General features: G+C 62.6%; 13 protein-coding genes. 9 read left to right on the forward strand and 4 right to left on the reverse strand.

Annotated elements, in window-relative coordinates; genetic code table 11:
- The 6 genes from RIN79_RS07725 (at position 1) to RIN79_RS07750 (ending at position 5,553) form a co-directional block, all read left to right on the forward strand.
- Positions 1–1,608, forward strand: coding sequence for a carboxyl transferase domain-containing protein (locus tag RIN79_RS07725; RefSeq protein ID WP_309084059.1), 1,608 nt, complete (start codon positions 1–3; stop codon positions 1,606–1,608).
- Between the two features lie 76 nt (positions 1,609–1,684).
- Complete coding sequence (locus RIN79_RS07730) at positions 1,685–1,897, forward strand: DUF4287 domain-containing protein (protein WP_309084060.1); 213 nt, start codon at positions 1,685–1,687, stop codon at positions 1,895–1,897.
- 49 nt (positions 1,898–1,946) lie between these two features.
- A complete protein-coding gene (locus RIN79_RS07735) occupies positions 1,947–2,369 on the forward strand; it encodes a thioesterase family protein (RefSeq protein ID WP_309084061.1) in 423 nt (140 codons plus the stop codon).
- 942 nt (positions 2,370–3,311) lie between these two features.
- Positions 3,312–3,941, forward strand: a complete 630-nt coding sequence (locus RIN79_RS07740; RefSeq protein WP_309084062.1) for a nucleotidyltransferase — start codon at positions 3,312–3,314, stop codon at positions 3,939–3,941.
- Positions 3,938–4,651 (forward strand): DUF6602 domain-containing protein, encoded by a 714-nt coding sequence (locus RIN79_RS07745; protein WP_309084063.1) that lies wholly within the window; start codon positions 3,938–3,940, stop codon positions 4,649–4,651. Before RIN79_RS07740 ends, RIN79_RS07745 begins: the two co-directional genes overlap by 4 nt.
- On the forward strand, positions 4,648–5,553 hold the full coding sequence (locus RIN79_RS07750) for a DUF4238 domain-containing protein (protein WP_309084064.1): 906 nt from the start codon (positions 4,648–4,650) through the stop codon (positions 5,551–5,553). The genes RIN79_RS07745 and RIN79_RS07750 overlap by 4 nt, the downstream gene beginning before the upstream one ends.
- A 36-nt stretch (positions 5,554–5,589) precedes the next feature.
- Here RIN79_RS07750 and RIN79_RS07755 read toward each other — a convergent pair whose 3' ends face one another.
- The gene (locus RIN79_RS07755; RefSeq protein WP_309084065.1) at positions 5,590–6,180 is read right to left on the reverse strand and encodes a DUF922 domain-containing protein; all 591 of its coding nucleotides are present in this window, start codon (positions 6,178–6,180) and stop codon (positions 5,590–5,592) included.
- Between the two features lie 129 nt (positions 6,181–6,309).
- Positions 6,310–6,864, reverse strand: a complete 555-nt coding sequence (locus RIN79_RS07760) for a hypothetical protein (RefSeq protein ID WP_309084066.1) — start codon at positions 6,862–6,864, stop codon at positions 6,310–6,312.
- Positions 6,865–7,593: 729 nt separating this feature from the next.
- On the opposite strand from RIN79_RS07760, the gene RIN79_RS07765 reads away from it, so the two are divergent.
- Positions 7,594–9,549, forward strand: a complete 1,956-nt coding sequence (locus tag RIN79_RS07765) for an acetyl/propionyl/methylcrotonyl-CoA carboxylase subunit alpha (protein ID WP_309084067.1) — start codon at positions 7,594–7,596, stop codon at positions 9,547–9,549.
- A 183-nt stretch (positions 9,550–9,732) separates the two neighbouring features.
- Here RIN79_RS07765 and RIN79_RS07770 read toward each other — a convergent pair whose 3' ends face one another.
- Complete coding sequence (locus RIN79_RS07770; RefSeq protein WP_309084068.1) at positions 9,733–9,999, reverse strand: sel1 repeat family protein; 267 nt, start codon at positions 9,997–9,999, stop codon at positions 9,733–9,735.
- 400 nt (positions 10,000–10,399) lie between these two features.
- On the opposite strand from RIN79_RS07770, the gene RIN79_RS07775 reads away from it, so the two are divergent.
- Positions 10,400–10,738, forward strand: coding sequence for a DUF2147 domain-containing protein (locus tag RIN79_RS07775; RefSeq protein WP_309084069.1), 339 nt, complete (start codon positions 10,400–10,402; stop codon positions 10,736–10,738).
- Positions 10,739–11,219: 481 nt separating this feature from the next.
- On the opposite strand, the gene RIN79_RS07780 is transcribed toward RIN79_RS07775, so the two are convergent.
- Positions 11,220–11,921: a glutathione S-transferase N-terminal domain-containing protein gene (locus tag RIN79_RS07780; RefSeq protein ID WP_309084070.1), complete on the reverse strand. Its 702-nt coding sequence runs from the start codon at positions 11,919–11,921 to the stop codon at positions 11,220–11,222.
- Positions 11,922–12,195: 274 nt separating this feature from the next.
- Between RIN79_RS07780 and RIN79_RS07785 the strand changes: the two genes are divergently transcribed.
- Complete coding sequence (locus RIN79_RS07785; RefSeq protein WP_309084071.1) at positions 12,196–12,387, forward strand: hypothetical protein; 192 nt, start codon at positions 12,196–12,198, stop codon at positions 12,385–12,387.
- The last annotated feature ends 11 nt before the right edge of the window (positions 12,388–12,398 follow it).

Below are 12,398 nucleotides of genomic sequence, written 5' to 3' on the forward strand. Positions count from 1 at the left end.
ATGCCCGTGATAAAATCCCAGCTCTCACCCTCCTCCGATTCCTTCCGCGCCAATGAGGCGCGCATGAAGGCGCTGGTCGCCGAGCTCGCCGAGACGGCCGCGGCCATCGAGCGCGGCGGCTCGGAGGAAAGCCGCCAGCGCCACACCTCGCGCGGCAAGCTCCTCCCCCGCCAGCGCCTGGCGCAGCTCCTCGATGTGGGCGCGCCCTTCCTCGAGATCGGCCAGTTCGCCGCCCATGGCCTCTACGAGGGCGAGGTGCCGTCGGCCGGCCTCATCGCCGGCATCGGCCGCGTCGAGGGCCGCGAGGTGATGGTTGTCGTCAACGACGCCACGGTAAAGGGCGGCACCTATTATCCGCTCACCGTGAAGAAGCACCTGCGCGCGCAGGAGATCGCGCTCGAAAACCGCCTGCCCTGCATCTACCTGGTCGATTCGGGCGGCGCGAACCTTCCCAACCAGGACGAGGTCTTCCCGGACCGCGACCATTTCGGCCGCATCTTCTTCAACCAGGCCACCATGTCCGCGCGCGGCATCCCGCAGATCGCCTGCGTCATGGGCTCGTGCACGGCGGGCGGCGCCTATGTGCCGGCCATGTCCGACGAGACGGTGATGGTGAAGGGCAACGCCACCATCTTCCTCGGCGGCCCGCCGCTGGTGAAGGCCGCCACAGGCGAGGTCGTCACGGCCGAAGAGCTCGGCGGCGCGGAGGTCCACACCCGCCTTTCCGGCGTTGCCGACCACTACGCGGTGGATGACGAGCACGCGCTCGCCATTGTCAGGCGCATCGTGAAAAACCTCAATCGCAAAAAGACCTTCCCCCTCGATCTTCAGAAGGTGAGTCCGCCCCTTTACGACAGCCAGGAGATCTACGGCATCATCCCGGCCGATGTCCGCCAGCCCTATGATGTGCGCGAGGTGATCGCCCGCTTCGTCGACGGCTCGGAGCTCGACGAGTTCAAACAGAATTACGGCACGACCCTCGTCACCGGCTTTGCCCGCCTCCACGGCATGCCCGTCGGCATCATCGCCAACAATGGCGTGCTCTTTTCCGAATCCGCGCTCAAGGGCGCCCATTTCATCGAGCTCTGCTGCCAGCGCAAAATCCCCCTCCTCTTCCTGCAGAACATCACCGGCTTCATGGTCGGCCGCAAATACGAGGCCGGCGGCATCGCCAAGGACGGCGCCAAGCTCGTCACCGCCGTCGCCACGGCGAAGGTGCCGAAGATCACCGCCATCATCGGCGGCTCCTTCGGCGCGGGCAATTACGGCATGTGCGGCCGCGCCTTCTCGCCGCGTTTCTTGTGGATGTGGCCCAATGCGCGCATCTCCGTCATGGGCGGCGAGCAGGCAGCGACGGTGCTTGCCATCGTCAGGCGCGAGGGCATCGAGCGCAGGGGCGGCACCTGGCCGGAAGAGGAGGAGGCCGCCTTCAGGAAGCCGATTCTCGAAAAATACGAGCGCGAGGGCGCGCCGCTCTATTCCTCCGCGCGCCTGTGGGACGACGGCATCGTCGACCCGGCCAGAACGCGCGAGGTGCTGGCGCTTTCCCTATCCGCCGCGCTCAACGCGCCCATCGAGGAGACGCGGTTCGGCCTGTTCCGGATGTGAGCAAGGCCATGACCGAGCCCATCCCGACCGTCATTGTCCGGCAGGCTGCTGCATCATGGGAAGAGGAGGAGACGAAATGCCGGAAGAAAAGGTAAAGGGCCCCGCGTCCTATTTTCCTTCCATCGAGAAGACCTACGGCAAGCCGATCAGCCATTGGCTCGCCATCCTCGACGGCATGAAGGACAAGACGCATATGCAGATGGTCGCCGCCCTCAAGTCGGAGCACGGGCTCGGCCACGGGCACGCCAATGCGCTCGTCGCCTATCACCGCGCCCAGGCCCAGGGCTGACCGGCCGCTGCCCCGCCCCGGGCGGCTTTTTCCGAGAGGATGCACCAGGATGAAGGATACGCTCGTCGCAGGACTGACCCACGAAGCGGAAATCACCGTCACCCGCGAAATGCTCGTGCCGAGCCTTTCGGGCGAGCTGCCCGCTTTCGCCGACATGCCGCCGGTCCTTGCCACGGCGATGATGGTGGGCTTCATCGAATCCACCTGCATCGAATGTCTCCGGGGGCATCTGGACGCCGGAGAGCACACGGTCGGCATCCATGTGGATGTCAGCCATCTGGCCGCGACGCCGGAAGGCATGAAGCTCCGCGCGGTGGTCGAGCTGGAACGTGTCGAGGGGCGGACCCTCACCTTCCGGGTCGAGGCATTCGACGAGGCCGGACCGATCGGGCGCGGAAGCCACCAGCGGGCCGTCATCGATGTCGACCGCTTCATGAAAAAGGTGGGTGAGAAGGCGGCGCGCCATAGCTGAAACGGCACGCGCAAAGCGCAGGCATGCGCGGCGGTATCGCTCTCTCCGCCGCGCACTGAGGTCATTGGGCCCGCCGCGATCAACGGCGACGCGCGCCCTATCTCGCCCCTTGCGGGAGAGAAAGCGTTTTCCTGCACTTGCGAGCGGGCTTGTCCCCGAGCAAGCGCTTGGAACACGCAAGAGAGGGGTCGTCTGCAGCCGCAGCCGGCAACATTTCCATGCCATTGCGGACCGCACGACCGCCGTCACCGCAGATGCTCAGGAGGGGGAGACCAGGCGCGCTGCACGCCCGCTTCCGCAAATCGGGGACAACTGCGAGTGGCGGCAAGGTCCATGCGGGGGGCTATCTCTCCCCTTGCGGGAGAGAAAGCGATTTCAACATCTTAGCTGGAGCGAAGCGGAGGCTAAGTGTTAGAAATCGCAAGTGAGGGGGCATGGTCCCAGCACCGCGCCGCCAGCACCAAGACGGGCGACGCATAGATTACCGAGGCCCATCGCCTTCCCACCCCGCCGGATCATGCACGCTGCCGGCCCGCTTCGGCACGGAGGCCTGAAGGCGACGGGAACTCCTCGCTCCTGATACCGCCGCCGGCTGGAGCTGGCGCGAGACCACGGCTGCCGCGCGATCGCCTTTCCGGCATCTCCGCTGCGTCTGCGGCGCCAAGAGTGTCAGCCCTAGCTACGAAATGGTGGACAGCCAGGCAAACCGCAACACCTTACGGGGAAATCGTGCATAATAGTTCGCGCGAAGGGATGGTTTGATATGCTTTACACCTAGGTACCGGCCTTGATCGGACACAGAACATGACGGATGGTGAGAAATACTTAAGGAAGGTCTTAGCCTTCCACTCTGTAGACACAAGCCCAAATTCCTCATTGCTCATTTTCCGAGACATGCTGTCTCCGATAATTACAAGATGGGCCAACGGAAATATGAATTGGATGGCGCCTAGCGGATCATTCGCGAAGGGTACTGCAGTATGGACCGGCACCGACCTCGATTTATTTATTTCGCTTCACCACAATACGCCCGAACCCTTGCATACTGTTCATGAAAAGCTCTTTCGCTGGATGTCTGCTGAACAACTAGATCCGCGGCCAAAGAACACTGCGATCGGAATCAGATACGCTGGCTTCGAAATCGATTTGGTGCCTGGCAAGCGCCAAAGTCCGACAACGGCAAACCATAGCCTCTTCCGCAAAAAAACCGGTACATGGAAAATGACCGATGTCGTGAAGCATGTGCAGCTCGTCCGATCGAGCGGCCTGCTCGACGAGATTCGCCTCTTCAAGATATGGCGGGACCAATTGAGGCTGGAATTTCCCTCCTTCTATCTTGAAATGATGCTAATGGGGGCATTACCGCTCCCGTTTCTCATTCCTTGCCTTGAACGACGCCTTACCTACGCACTGGCGTACATACGCGATAACATCATGACGCTGCGGGTCGTTGATCCTGCGAATACCAACAATGTTCTGTCCGACGATTTGACAGTTCCGGAGAAGCAGGCGATCCGCGATGCCGCATCGGACGCGCACGATTCGAAATATTGGGGAGATTTCGTCAAATGACGTGGTCTCTCCAGGGACTACTCGCCGGTCTCCACTCAGATATTGAGCAGCGGCTAGCGCAGGCTCGCGAGGCGTTCGCCCATGCCGGGACCAAAGGGGACGCCAGCGAGCAGGTGTGGTTGCACCTACTGCAGACCTATCTGCCGGAACGGTATCGCACGACGCGTGCCTTCGTCGTCGACAGCGAGGGGAATTTTAGCGAGCAACTCGACATCGTGATCTATGATCGACAGTATTCGCCATTCATCTTCACGTTCGGTGAGCAGAAAATTGTGCCAGCAGAAAGCGTCTACGCAGTGTTCGAGGCAAAACAGGAAATGAACGCGCCAAATGTCGCCTATGCCCAGCAAAAGGTGAGGAGTGTCCGTGTACTAAACCGAACCAGCGTCGACATCCCTACGGCGGCCGGAAAACAACCTGCACAACCTCCCCAACATATCATCGGTGGTCTTCTGTCGCTCGAAAGTGCATGGAAACCAGCCTTCGGCAAACCGATTGTCCGTGCGCTGGAGAATGATAGGGGGGAGGGATGTCTGGACTTGGGTTGCATAGCCACTACGGGCATCTTCGGCCTAGAGGAGGCCGCTTACGTTTTTGACGAGCGGGCGATGGCCGCGACCGCATTCCTCTTCAAACTGATTGCCCGCTTGCAGGCAGTAGCTACGGTGCGGATGATCGATATAACCGCCTACTCTCGCTGGCTGAAATGATGCGCAAGGTTCCCCTTGGGGTTAAATTGAAGTCGGAACAGCACCATTGGTGGCCCAAATCACTATCTAAATCATGGGCTGACAATGCCGGTAAGGTTACCAGAATAACCCCGGATGGAGAGAGACTCAGTCTTGAGCCGCATAAATTTTCCTCATTGCGAAATGCCCACCATGTCGAACTAGATGGACCTTGGACACATACTTATGAACCGCTGTTTCACGATGCAGATTCCGCCTTTCCAAAATTAGTCACTGAGCTACTCCAACTTGACCCAATTTTTGGCAAGTCGCTCAACGGTAGCCGTAACCGGTTCTCTGAAAAGATGTCGTTCAACACGGAAACGGCTCGGCTATTAGCAGAATGCGTGGCTTCTCTAGTTGTCCGTTCGCCTCGCTTTCGAGACATAGTGATGCGCAGCGTGAACAGCTTTGGAGCTTACAAGGATCCGGTCTCTGAACGGCACCAGATAATAGCAATGAACATTGGAAGCTGCTTTCCAGCAGTTACAAGATCACTAGAACATTGCGGCCTCAAATTTGTCCTCTTTAGCGGTGATGATGAATTTGTATTTGGGGACGGCTGCCTTCACAATTTCAATGGCTGGGCAGACCCAAACTATAGCGCTCGACTTCTTATACCGATTGTTCCTCAGATCGCCCTAGCATTCATATCGCCTACCGGACCATATGAGGGCGGCTTGAGAGCTATTCACCTAACCAGAGAGGAGGTACTCCAGGTGAACTATGCTACTCAGGTTTATTCTGGACGGTTTCTATTCTACCGCGCTCAAAAGCCGAAAATCGAAGATGCATTTACCCGCGCCGAATTTTTGCAGTTTCCCTATCATCATTTCGAACTGCTAGATAAATTATGCAAACCCTTTATGTGGGACCGGCGATAGATTCTTCAGGCGAGGAACTAACGAGAAACGCGCCCTTCACCCCCCATTCACCAGCGCCAGCACCAGCTGGTGCACATTGCCGCCCTCGCTCATTTCCACCCGGTCGAACTCGCGGCTCCTTTGCCGCTGCTCCTGTGAAAGTTCCCCCAGCCGCTTCGTCAGCACTTCGCGGATCTTCTTGCAGGCCGGATCGTCCGCCACGGTGAGGCCGACGGAATAAGCCTCGATCTGCCGCACCATCTCGGTGATGATCTCCCCATGCACCCGCTCGTGCTTCTCCACGCCGGCCGCAAAAACCTCCCACAGGCGGCGCGTCGCGGCCGGCAGTTTTCCCGAAACTTTCGGCAGCCGGTAGATGATGATGAGGTGCGGGCGGGCGGAGGCGAGCCGGCAGCCGCCATTCTCGGGCACATATTTGCGCGACCACTTCAGGTCGAAATCCGTATAGGCGATGGCCCGGCCGATGCCGATCTTCGGGCCGTTCTCCCCGATGGACTGGTAGAGCTCGAATCCGGTCTGTCCCGAGACTGCGTAGGTCTCGACCCTTTCCACCGGCTTCCAGTCGGCGCGCGCGGCGCCCGGCAGGGCGGCGAGAAGCACGCTCACGAGAAAAGCAGAGGACCGCATCAAAACCCCGTTCCCGCGCCGCTGGAGCGCAAGGCTTAGAAAAAACGCCGGACGGTTTCAACCGGCGTCGTCCTGATGGGCGGAAGAAGGAATGACGGCCGGCCCGCGAGGGGCCGGCCGCGCAGGGCTTTATTCGACATAGACGGTGATCGTGCCGTCGGAGCCGAGATCGGCCGCCACGACGCTGTCGAGGTCGTCGATCTCGTCCGTGTCGAGCCCCGCCAGATAGTCGCGCAGCTCGCCGATCTCATCCTCATTGGCCTCGATCGCCCGCTGCAGGGCCTGGCGCTGCCCCTCCGTGAGGTCGGAGAGCTCCACCACAGTCACATCCGCATCTTCGGGGAAGCTGTCGACATCCATGCCGGAGCGGATCAGGCTCATCGCGCTGCCGAAATCCCGGCCGCCGACGCTGCCTGTCGTGCCCTCGTCCACGCCGCCGCCGGAATTTTGCTGTCCGGGCGCATAGTCGCGGGCGCTCTCGCCGTCCTCCTTCTGCTGCCCCGGCGCATGGTCGCGGGCGCTCTCGCCCTCGCTCTTCTGCTGGCCGGGCGCGGAATCGCTCATGCCGGCATTGCCGCCGCCATTGCCGTTCCCGTTGCCATTGCCGTTCTGGGCAAGGGCAGCGCCGCTGATGGAAGTCGATATCAGGAGCGAAGCCGCTAGCAGTGAAACAATACGTTTCATTCCATTCTCCTCGTAGTTGGCTTCAGTCCCTTCCTGCCCCGCAAACCTACCGCGCCCGAAGATGTTCCCCACAACTTCGTCAGGCAAATCTTTGCGATAACCTGCACGAGCATGCGATTCATCTTGCAACCGAAGCGCGCGGCGCGGCCCGCGAGGGTGTGGACGGGTTTGGGCCTCCTCGAAGAAAATTCGCCAGCAAAAACAATGGCCGGCAAACTTTTTTCGTCTTTTTCCAGGTTTTTTTATCCCCACCCCCGGCAGCCCTCTTACAATCCACCCCATCGCTCTTGCGGGAACCGGGTCCGGACCGGGGATCAGGAAGAGCGGCGGCAACCTCCCCCTCCAGGGAACGGTACCTGGAGGCATGCTGAGGGCCCGCGACAGGCCGGCGGTGCCGGGATGCAGGGTCAGAGACTGCATCTCGGAAAAACGGATGCTGGGTTCCAGACAGCATCGCGGAAACCGCGGAGAAGCCGCTAGGGCTTTTCCTTCGGCCCGGCAAAGACCACCCCCTAATTGGGTGCAGCCGGGCAGGAGAAAAAACCCGAGTGACCGGCCAATGTCGGGACAGCGGCCGGCGGGGCGCGTTGAACGCGGCACGGACCACGCGCCCCGCTTCCCACCTTCTTCAATGGCCAGACGGCAAAAGCCGGGCGTGGCAGCGATGACGCGCGCCTCCCCTCTGCGCTATAGATCGATGCAAATCGAAGCGCAGACCGGGGAGACCGGATGTTCAGAAAGATCCTGATCGCCAATCGCGGCGAGATCGCCGTGCGCATCATGCGCACCGCCGAGCGCATGGGCATCGCCACCGTCGCCGTCTATTCCGATGCGGATGCGGGAGCCATGCATGTGGCAACCGCCGACGAGGCCGTGCATATCGGCCCCGCCCCCGCCGCCGAAAGCTATCTCGATGGCGCGCGCATCATCGCGGCGGCGCAGGCGACCGGCGCGGAAGCCATCCATCCGGGCTACGGCTTCCTGTCGGAAAACCCGGATTTCGTGGAGGCGGTGGAGAAGGCCGGCCTCGTCTTCATCGGCCCCTCGGCAAAGGCCATCCGCGCCATGGGCCTGAAGGACGCCGCCAAGCGCCTCATGGAAAAGGCGGGCGTGCCCGTCGTCCCCGGCTATCACGGCGAGGCCCAGGAACTCGTCGTCCTCGCCACCAAGGCGCGCGAGATCGGCTATCCCGTGCTGATCAAGGCGCGCGCCGGCGGCGGCGGCAAGGGCATGCGCCGCGTCGACGAGCCGGAAAAATTCGCCGAAGCGCTCGCCGCCGCAAGGCGCGAGGCGAAGGCCTCCTTCGGCGATGACCGGGTGCTGGTCGAAAAACTCATCGAGAAGCCGCGCCACATCGAGGTCCAGGTGTTCGGGGACCGGCATGGCAATGTCGTCCACCTGTTCGAGCGCGACTGCTCGGCCCAGCGCCGCCACCAGAAGGTGATCGAGGAAGCGCCCGCCCCCGGCATGACCGCCGCCATGCGCGCTGCCATGACCCAGGCGGCCAAAAAGGCCGCCCAGGCGATCGGCTATTCCGGCGCCGGCACGATCGAGTTCATTGTCGATGCCTCCAAAGGCCTGAAACCGGACCGGTTCTGGTTCATGGAGATGAACACCCGCCTCCAGGTCGAGCACCCCGTCACCGAAATGGTGACCGGCATCGACCTCGTCGAATGGCAGATCCGCGTGGCGGCCGGCGAGGCCCTTCCGCGGGCGCAGGAAGAGATCGCCCTTTCCGGCCACGCCTTCGAGGCGCGAATCTATGCCGAGGATCCGGCGCGCGACTTCCTCCCGGCCACCGGAACGCTGCACCATCTGCGCTTCCCCCAGGCCGTGCCGGGAGCCACCGTCCGCGTCGATACCGGCGTGCGCGAGGGGGATTCCATCACGCCCTATTACGATCCCATGATCGCCAAGCTCATCGTCCATGCCGAGGACCGGGGCACCGCCCTCTCCGTCCTCGCCACCGCCCTCGACCAGACGGAGATCGCCGGCTCCACCGTCAACACCACCTTCCTCGCCCGCCTTGCCCGCGACCCCGACTTTGCCGCTGGCAAGCTTGATACCGGCCTGATCGCCCGCCGCCAGGATGCCCTGACCGAATTGCCGCAGCCCAGCGCCCGCACCATGGCCGTGGCGGCGCTTGCCGCCTCAGGGGCCAGATACCGTCCCGAGGCTCCCGACCCGTTCGACGCCATCCCCGCCTATGCCCATTTTCACCCGCTCACCCACCGCAAAACCCTCTTTTCCGGCGACCGCGCCCTCTCCCACTCCATCACCGGCCTCCCGGACGGGCGCTTCGCGGTGAGGCCAGCGGATGGCGAGGGCGAGGCGTTGCGCCTTTCCGCCGAGGCCGAGCGGAGCATCGCCGCCTGGCCGGGGCATCTCACCGTCTTCGACGGCCCCCACAGCCACACCTTCCGCCTGCACGACCCTCTGGAAGAAGCCGGCGGAGGCGGCCTTGCCGCCGACAGCCTGCGCGCCCCGATGCCGGGCCTCGTGAAGCTCGTGCGAGCAAGCGTGAAGGAGAAGGTCAAGAAGGGCCAGCCGCTCCTGGTCCTCGAGGCCATGAAGATGGAGCACACCATCGCCGCTCCCCATGACGGGGTGATCGCCGAGATTGTCGCGGAAGGCGTGCAGGTGAATGATGGAACCGTGCTCGTGCGCTTCGAGGAGCCGCGTTAACCCTCGAGTAACTTTTCCGCAGAATTGCCGCAATGCGGGTGGACAAAGGCGCTCATAGGGTTCCGTTCAGCGGTACCCGTTCCCTGCCCCCACAGCGAACGCCGCGCCGGCCTCAAGCCGGTCGCGGCGCCTTCGCTTGGCAGCCGCCGCGGCCGCCCTCCGAGCCCGAGCCTCTGGTAAGCTTCAGTGCATCGTCATCCATTCGCGCGCCTCGCGCAGCGCGCGGGCGATGTCGGCCTTCGACATGGAGGCAGAAAGCTCCGCGCGCATCTGGGCGGCGCGCTCGGAGCCCTTGATGGCGGCGATGTTGAGCCATTTGTGCGCCGCAACCAGATCGACGTCGCAATCGCGGCCCGTCGCATACATCATGCCGAGCTGGAAGAGCACCTCGGCCTGGGCGCCGCCGCCGATCGCACCGGTCCCCATCTCCTGAATGTTCAAACGCGCCATTTTTCGGATCCCTGTTCGTCCTGAGAGCTGCCCGCCTTTTCTTTTTCCTGGCGGTGCTGCGATGGTCCCGATCATGCGCGACAGGCTTGAAATCGCCGTTAAACCGCTTGCTTAACGCGCTGAAAACAAACCTCAAACAAACAGTTAAGCGCCAGAATCCGTTAAGCATCGGAATGGCGGAATGCCGGGCATTTGGCTAAAATTGTAGGCAAACGCGGATGGCGGCGCAGCAACCCTTCCCTAACCACGCCGAGCGCTTGTCCCTCAAGCTTTCTTGCGAAAAGCCGCCGCGAGGTCTCCCGGCAGGGCGCCGGATCCGTCTTTCGCTGCCGCCCGGCTTGGATTACGCTTACGTGCTCGTAAGGCAGCGGGGCTGCCGGTAATCCGTGGGAGGAAGATCATGAGAGCAATTCTGGCAGCGGCGGCGATTTTGTTGATGACAGGCGCCGCGCAGGCAGACCCGATCGAGGGCAGGTGGAGGACCAAGGCCGGCAACACCGCCGAGATTGCCAATTGCGGCGGCGCCTACTGCATCACGCTGAAGACCGGCCCGAACGCGGGCAAGCAGATCGGCCGTTTCGAGCTGCAGGGAGGCGGCGCCTATGCCGGCACCGTCACCGATCCGGCCAGCAACAAGACCTACAGGGGCAAGGGCACCCTCAAGGGCAATTCCTTCACGATGGGCGGCTGCGTGCTCGGCGGGCTCATCTGCCGCAACGAGACCTGGACGCGGATGTAGCCGCGAGAAACGACGGGCACGGGCCTGCCCTTTTTCCGGCATTACAGCTGCGATCCAAGCGGGGCCCCTTCACGCCCCTCTCTGTCCTCCTGAGCTTGTCGAAGCGTGGAGATCTCCCCGCAACGGCAGGGCTTGTTCCCGCCACTCCGTCCCGCTTCGCGGGCCACCTCTCCCCCACCTTGTGGGGTGGAGGAAGAGCGCAGAGCCATGCGGCCGGCGTTTCCTCGTCGAGCGGGGGAGAGGTGGTCGGCGAAGCCGATCGGAGTGGTCGACCCCCCTATGCGATTGACCTGCCCACAAGGGGGAGATCAGCCGTCACGGTTCTTTTCGCCACTCAAAGGCGTTGCAAAGGCGTTCCACAATGGACACTGGAGCAGCGGCTAGCGTGATCTCCCCCATGTGGGGGAGATGCCCGGCAGGTCAGAGGGAGCGCGAAGGGCAGAGACATCCCTGCAACTGTAATGATCCGCAAAGATACGGCTCAGCGCGCCTTCTGCCCGAAAAGCACCTTCTTGGCCTCCTCGTCCTCGGCGATATTGCGCCGGTGCTCCTGCCCGACCTCCAGGCCACGCTGGACGGCGGGGCGGGCGAGCAGCGTCTCGAACCAGCGCTTCAGATTGGGGAAATCGCCCAGATCCTGCCCCTGGTTCTGATGCGGCTTGATCCAGCCGATCGAGGCCATGTCGGCGATCGAATAGTCCCCCGCGAGGAATTCTCGGTCGGCGAGCCGCTTATTCATGACGCCGTAGAGGCGGTTGCACTCGTTGGTGTAGCGCTCGATCGCATAGGGGATCTTTTCCGGCGCGTATTGGCGGAAGTGGTGCGCCTGCCCGGCCATAGGCCCGAGGCCGCCCACCTGCCAGAACAGCCATTGCTCGACCTCCACCCGCTGGCGCTCGTCCGTGGGGTAGAAGCGGCCGAATTTGCGGCCGAGATACTGCAGGATCGCGCCGGACTCGAAAACGGAGATCGGCTCGCCGCCAGGCCCTTCCGGGTCGACGATGGCAGGCATGCGGTTGTTCGGCGAGATTCTCAGGAATTCCGGACGAAACTGCTCGCCCTTGCCGATATTCACGAAGCGGACCTCGTATGGGATCCCAAGCTCCTCAAGCATGATCGTGATCTTCCAACCATTGGGCGTCGGCCAATAGTGCAGCTCGATCGGCTTGTTCTGCGCGGTCATGTCTGTCTCTCCTGAATTTCCAGCCGGCATGAATCATAAAATCGCCGGTTTTCCAATGCTAAGTCGATGAACCGGGCGCGCGTTTCAAGAGCCCGGCCCCCCGCGGCAGGATCAAAGAATCTTGAACCGCGGATGAATGGCCGCCTCAGAACGCGTTCAGCCGCACCAAGGCAGATTGCGCGGCGTTGCGGGGCGGACGCTCCATCAAACCCATCAAGAGATCGGCTTTCCAGGAGAGCCTTGTTGCGGACCCCGTGGGGCGGGCAGGAAACATATGTCGAGAACGAACGGAAATCTTGCAGAGCTGCGGCGGCTCCTCACCAGGGCGGCGGTGGTGGTCCTGGTGCTGGCCGCTCCCCTGATCGCCGCGCGCGCCGGAGACGACGCGCCCGTGGGCGGCGTCTACGAGAAGAAGTCGGCCGGGGCGGGATTCGTGCTTCTCGTCGCGCTGCAGCGCGCGGGCTGACATCTCGAAAA

This window comes from Chelativorans sp. (assembly GCF_031180965.1).
Lineage (GTDB): Bacteria > Pseudomonadota > Alphaproteobacteria > Rhizobiales > Rhizobiaceae > Chelativorans.

What these genes read in the sequence shown, in the direction of transcription:
- RIN79_RS07725 (WP_309084059.1), top strand. Translation starts at nt 1, where the DNA reads ATGCCCGTGATAAAATCCCAGCTCTCACCCTCCTCCGATTCCTTCCGC.
- RIN79_RS07730 (WP_309084060.1), top strand. Translation starts at nt 1,685, where the DNA reads ATGCCGGAAGAAAAGGTAAAGGGCCCCGCGTCCTATTTTCCTTCCATC.
- RIN79_RS07735 (WP_309084061.1), top strand. Translation starts at nt 1,947, where the DNA reads ATGAAGGATACGCTCGTCGCAGGACTGACCCACGAAGCGGAAATCACC.
- RIN79_RS07740 (WP_309084062.1), top strand. Translation starts at nt 3,312, where the DNA reads ATGGCGCCTAGCGGATCATTCGCGAAGGGTACTGCAGTATGGACCGGC.
- RIN79_RS07745 (WP_309084063.1), top strand. Translation starts at nt 3,938, where the DNA reads ATGACGTGGTCTCTCCAGGGACTACTCGCCGGTCTCCACTCAGATATT.
- RIN79_RS07750 (WP_309084064.1), top strand. Translation starts at nt 4,648, where the DNA reads ATGATGCGCAAGGTTCCCCTTGGGGTTAAATTGAAGTCGGAACAGCAC.
- RIN79_RS07755 (WP_309084065.1), bottom strand. Translation starts at nt 6,180, where the DNA reads ATGCGGTCCTCTGCTTTTCTCGTGAGCGTGCTTCTCGCCGCCCTGCCG.
- RIN79_RS07760 (WP_309084066.1), bottom strand. Translation starts at nt 6,864, where the DNA reads ATGAAACGTATTGTTTCACTGCTAGCGGCTTCGCTCCTGATATCGACT.
- RIN79_RS07765 (WP_309084067.1), top strand. Translation starts at nt 7,594, where the DNA reads ATGTTCAGAAAGATCCTGATCGCCAATCGCGGCGAGATCGCCGTGCGC.
- RIN79_RS07770 (WP_309084068.1), bottom strand. Translation starts at nt 9,999, where the DNA reads ATGGCGCGTTTGAACATTCAGGAGATGGGGACCGGTGCGATCGGCGGC.
- RIN79_RS07775 (WP_309084069.1), top strand. Translation starts at nt 10,400, where the DNA reads ATGAGAGCAATTCTGGCAGCGGCGGCGATTTTGTTGATGACAGGCGCC.
- RIN79_RS07780 (WP_309084070.1), bottom strand. Translation starts at nt 11,921, where the DNA reads ATGACCGCGCAGAACAAGCCGATCGAGCTGCACTATTGGCCGACGCCC.
- RIN79_RS07785 (WP_309084071.1), top strand. Translation starts at nt 12,196, where the DNA reads ATGTCGAGAACGAACGGAAATCTTGCAGAGCTGCGGCGGCTCCTCACC.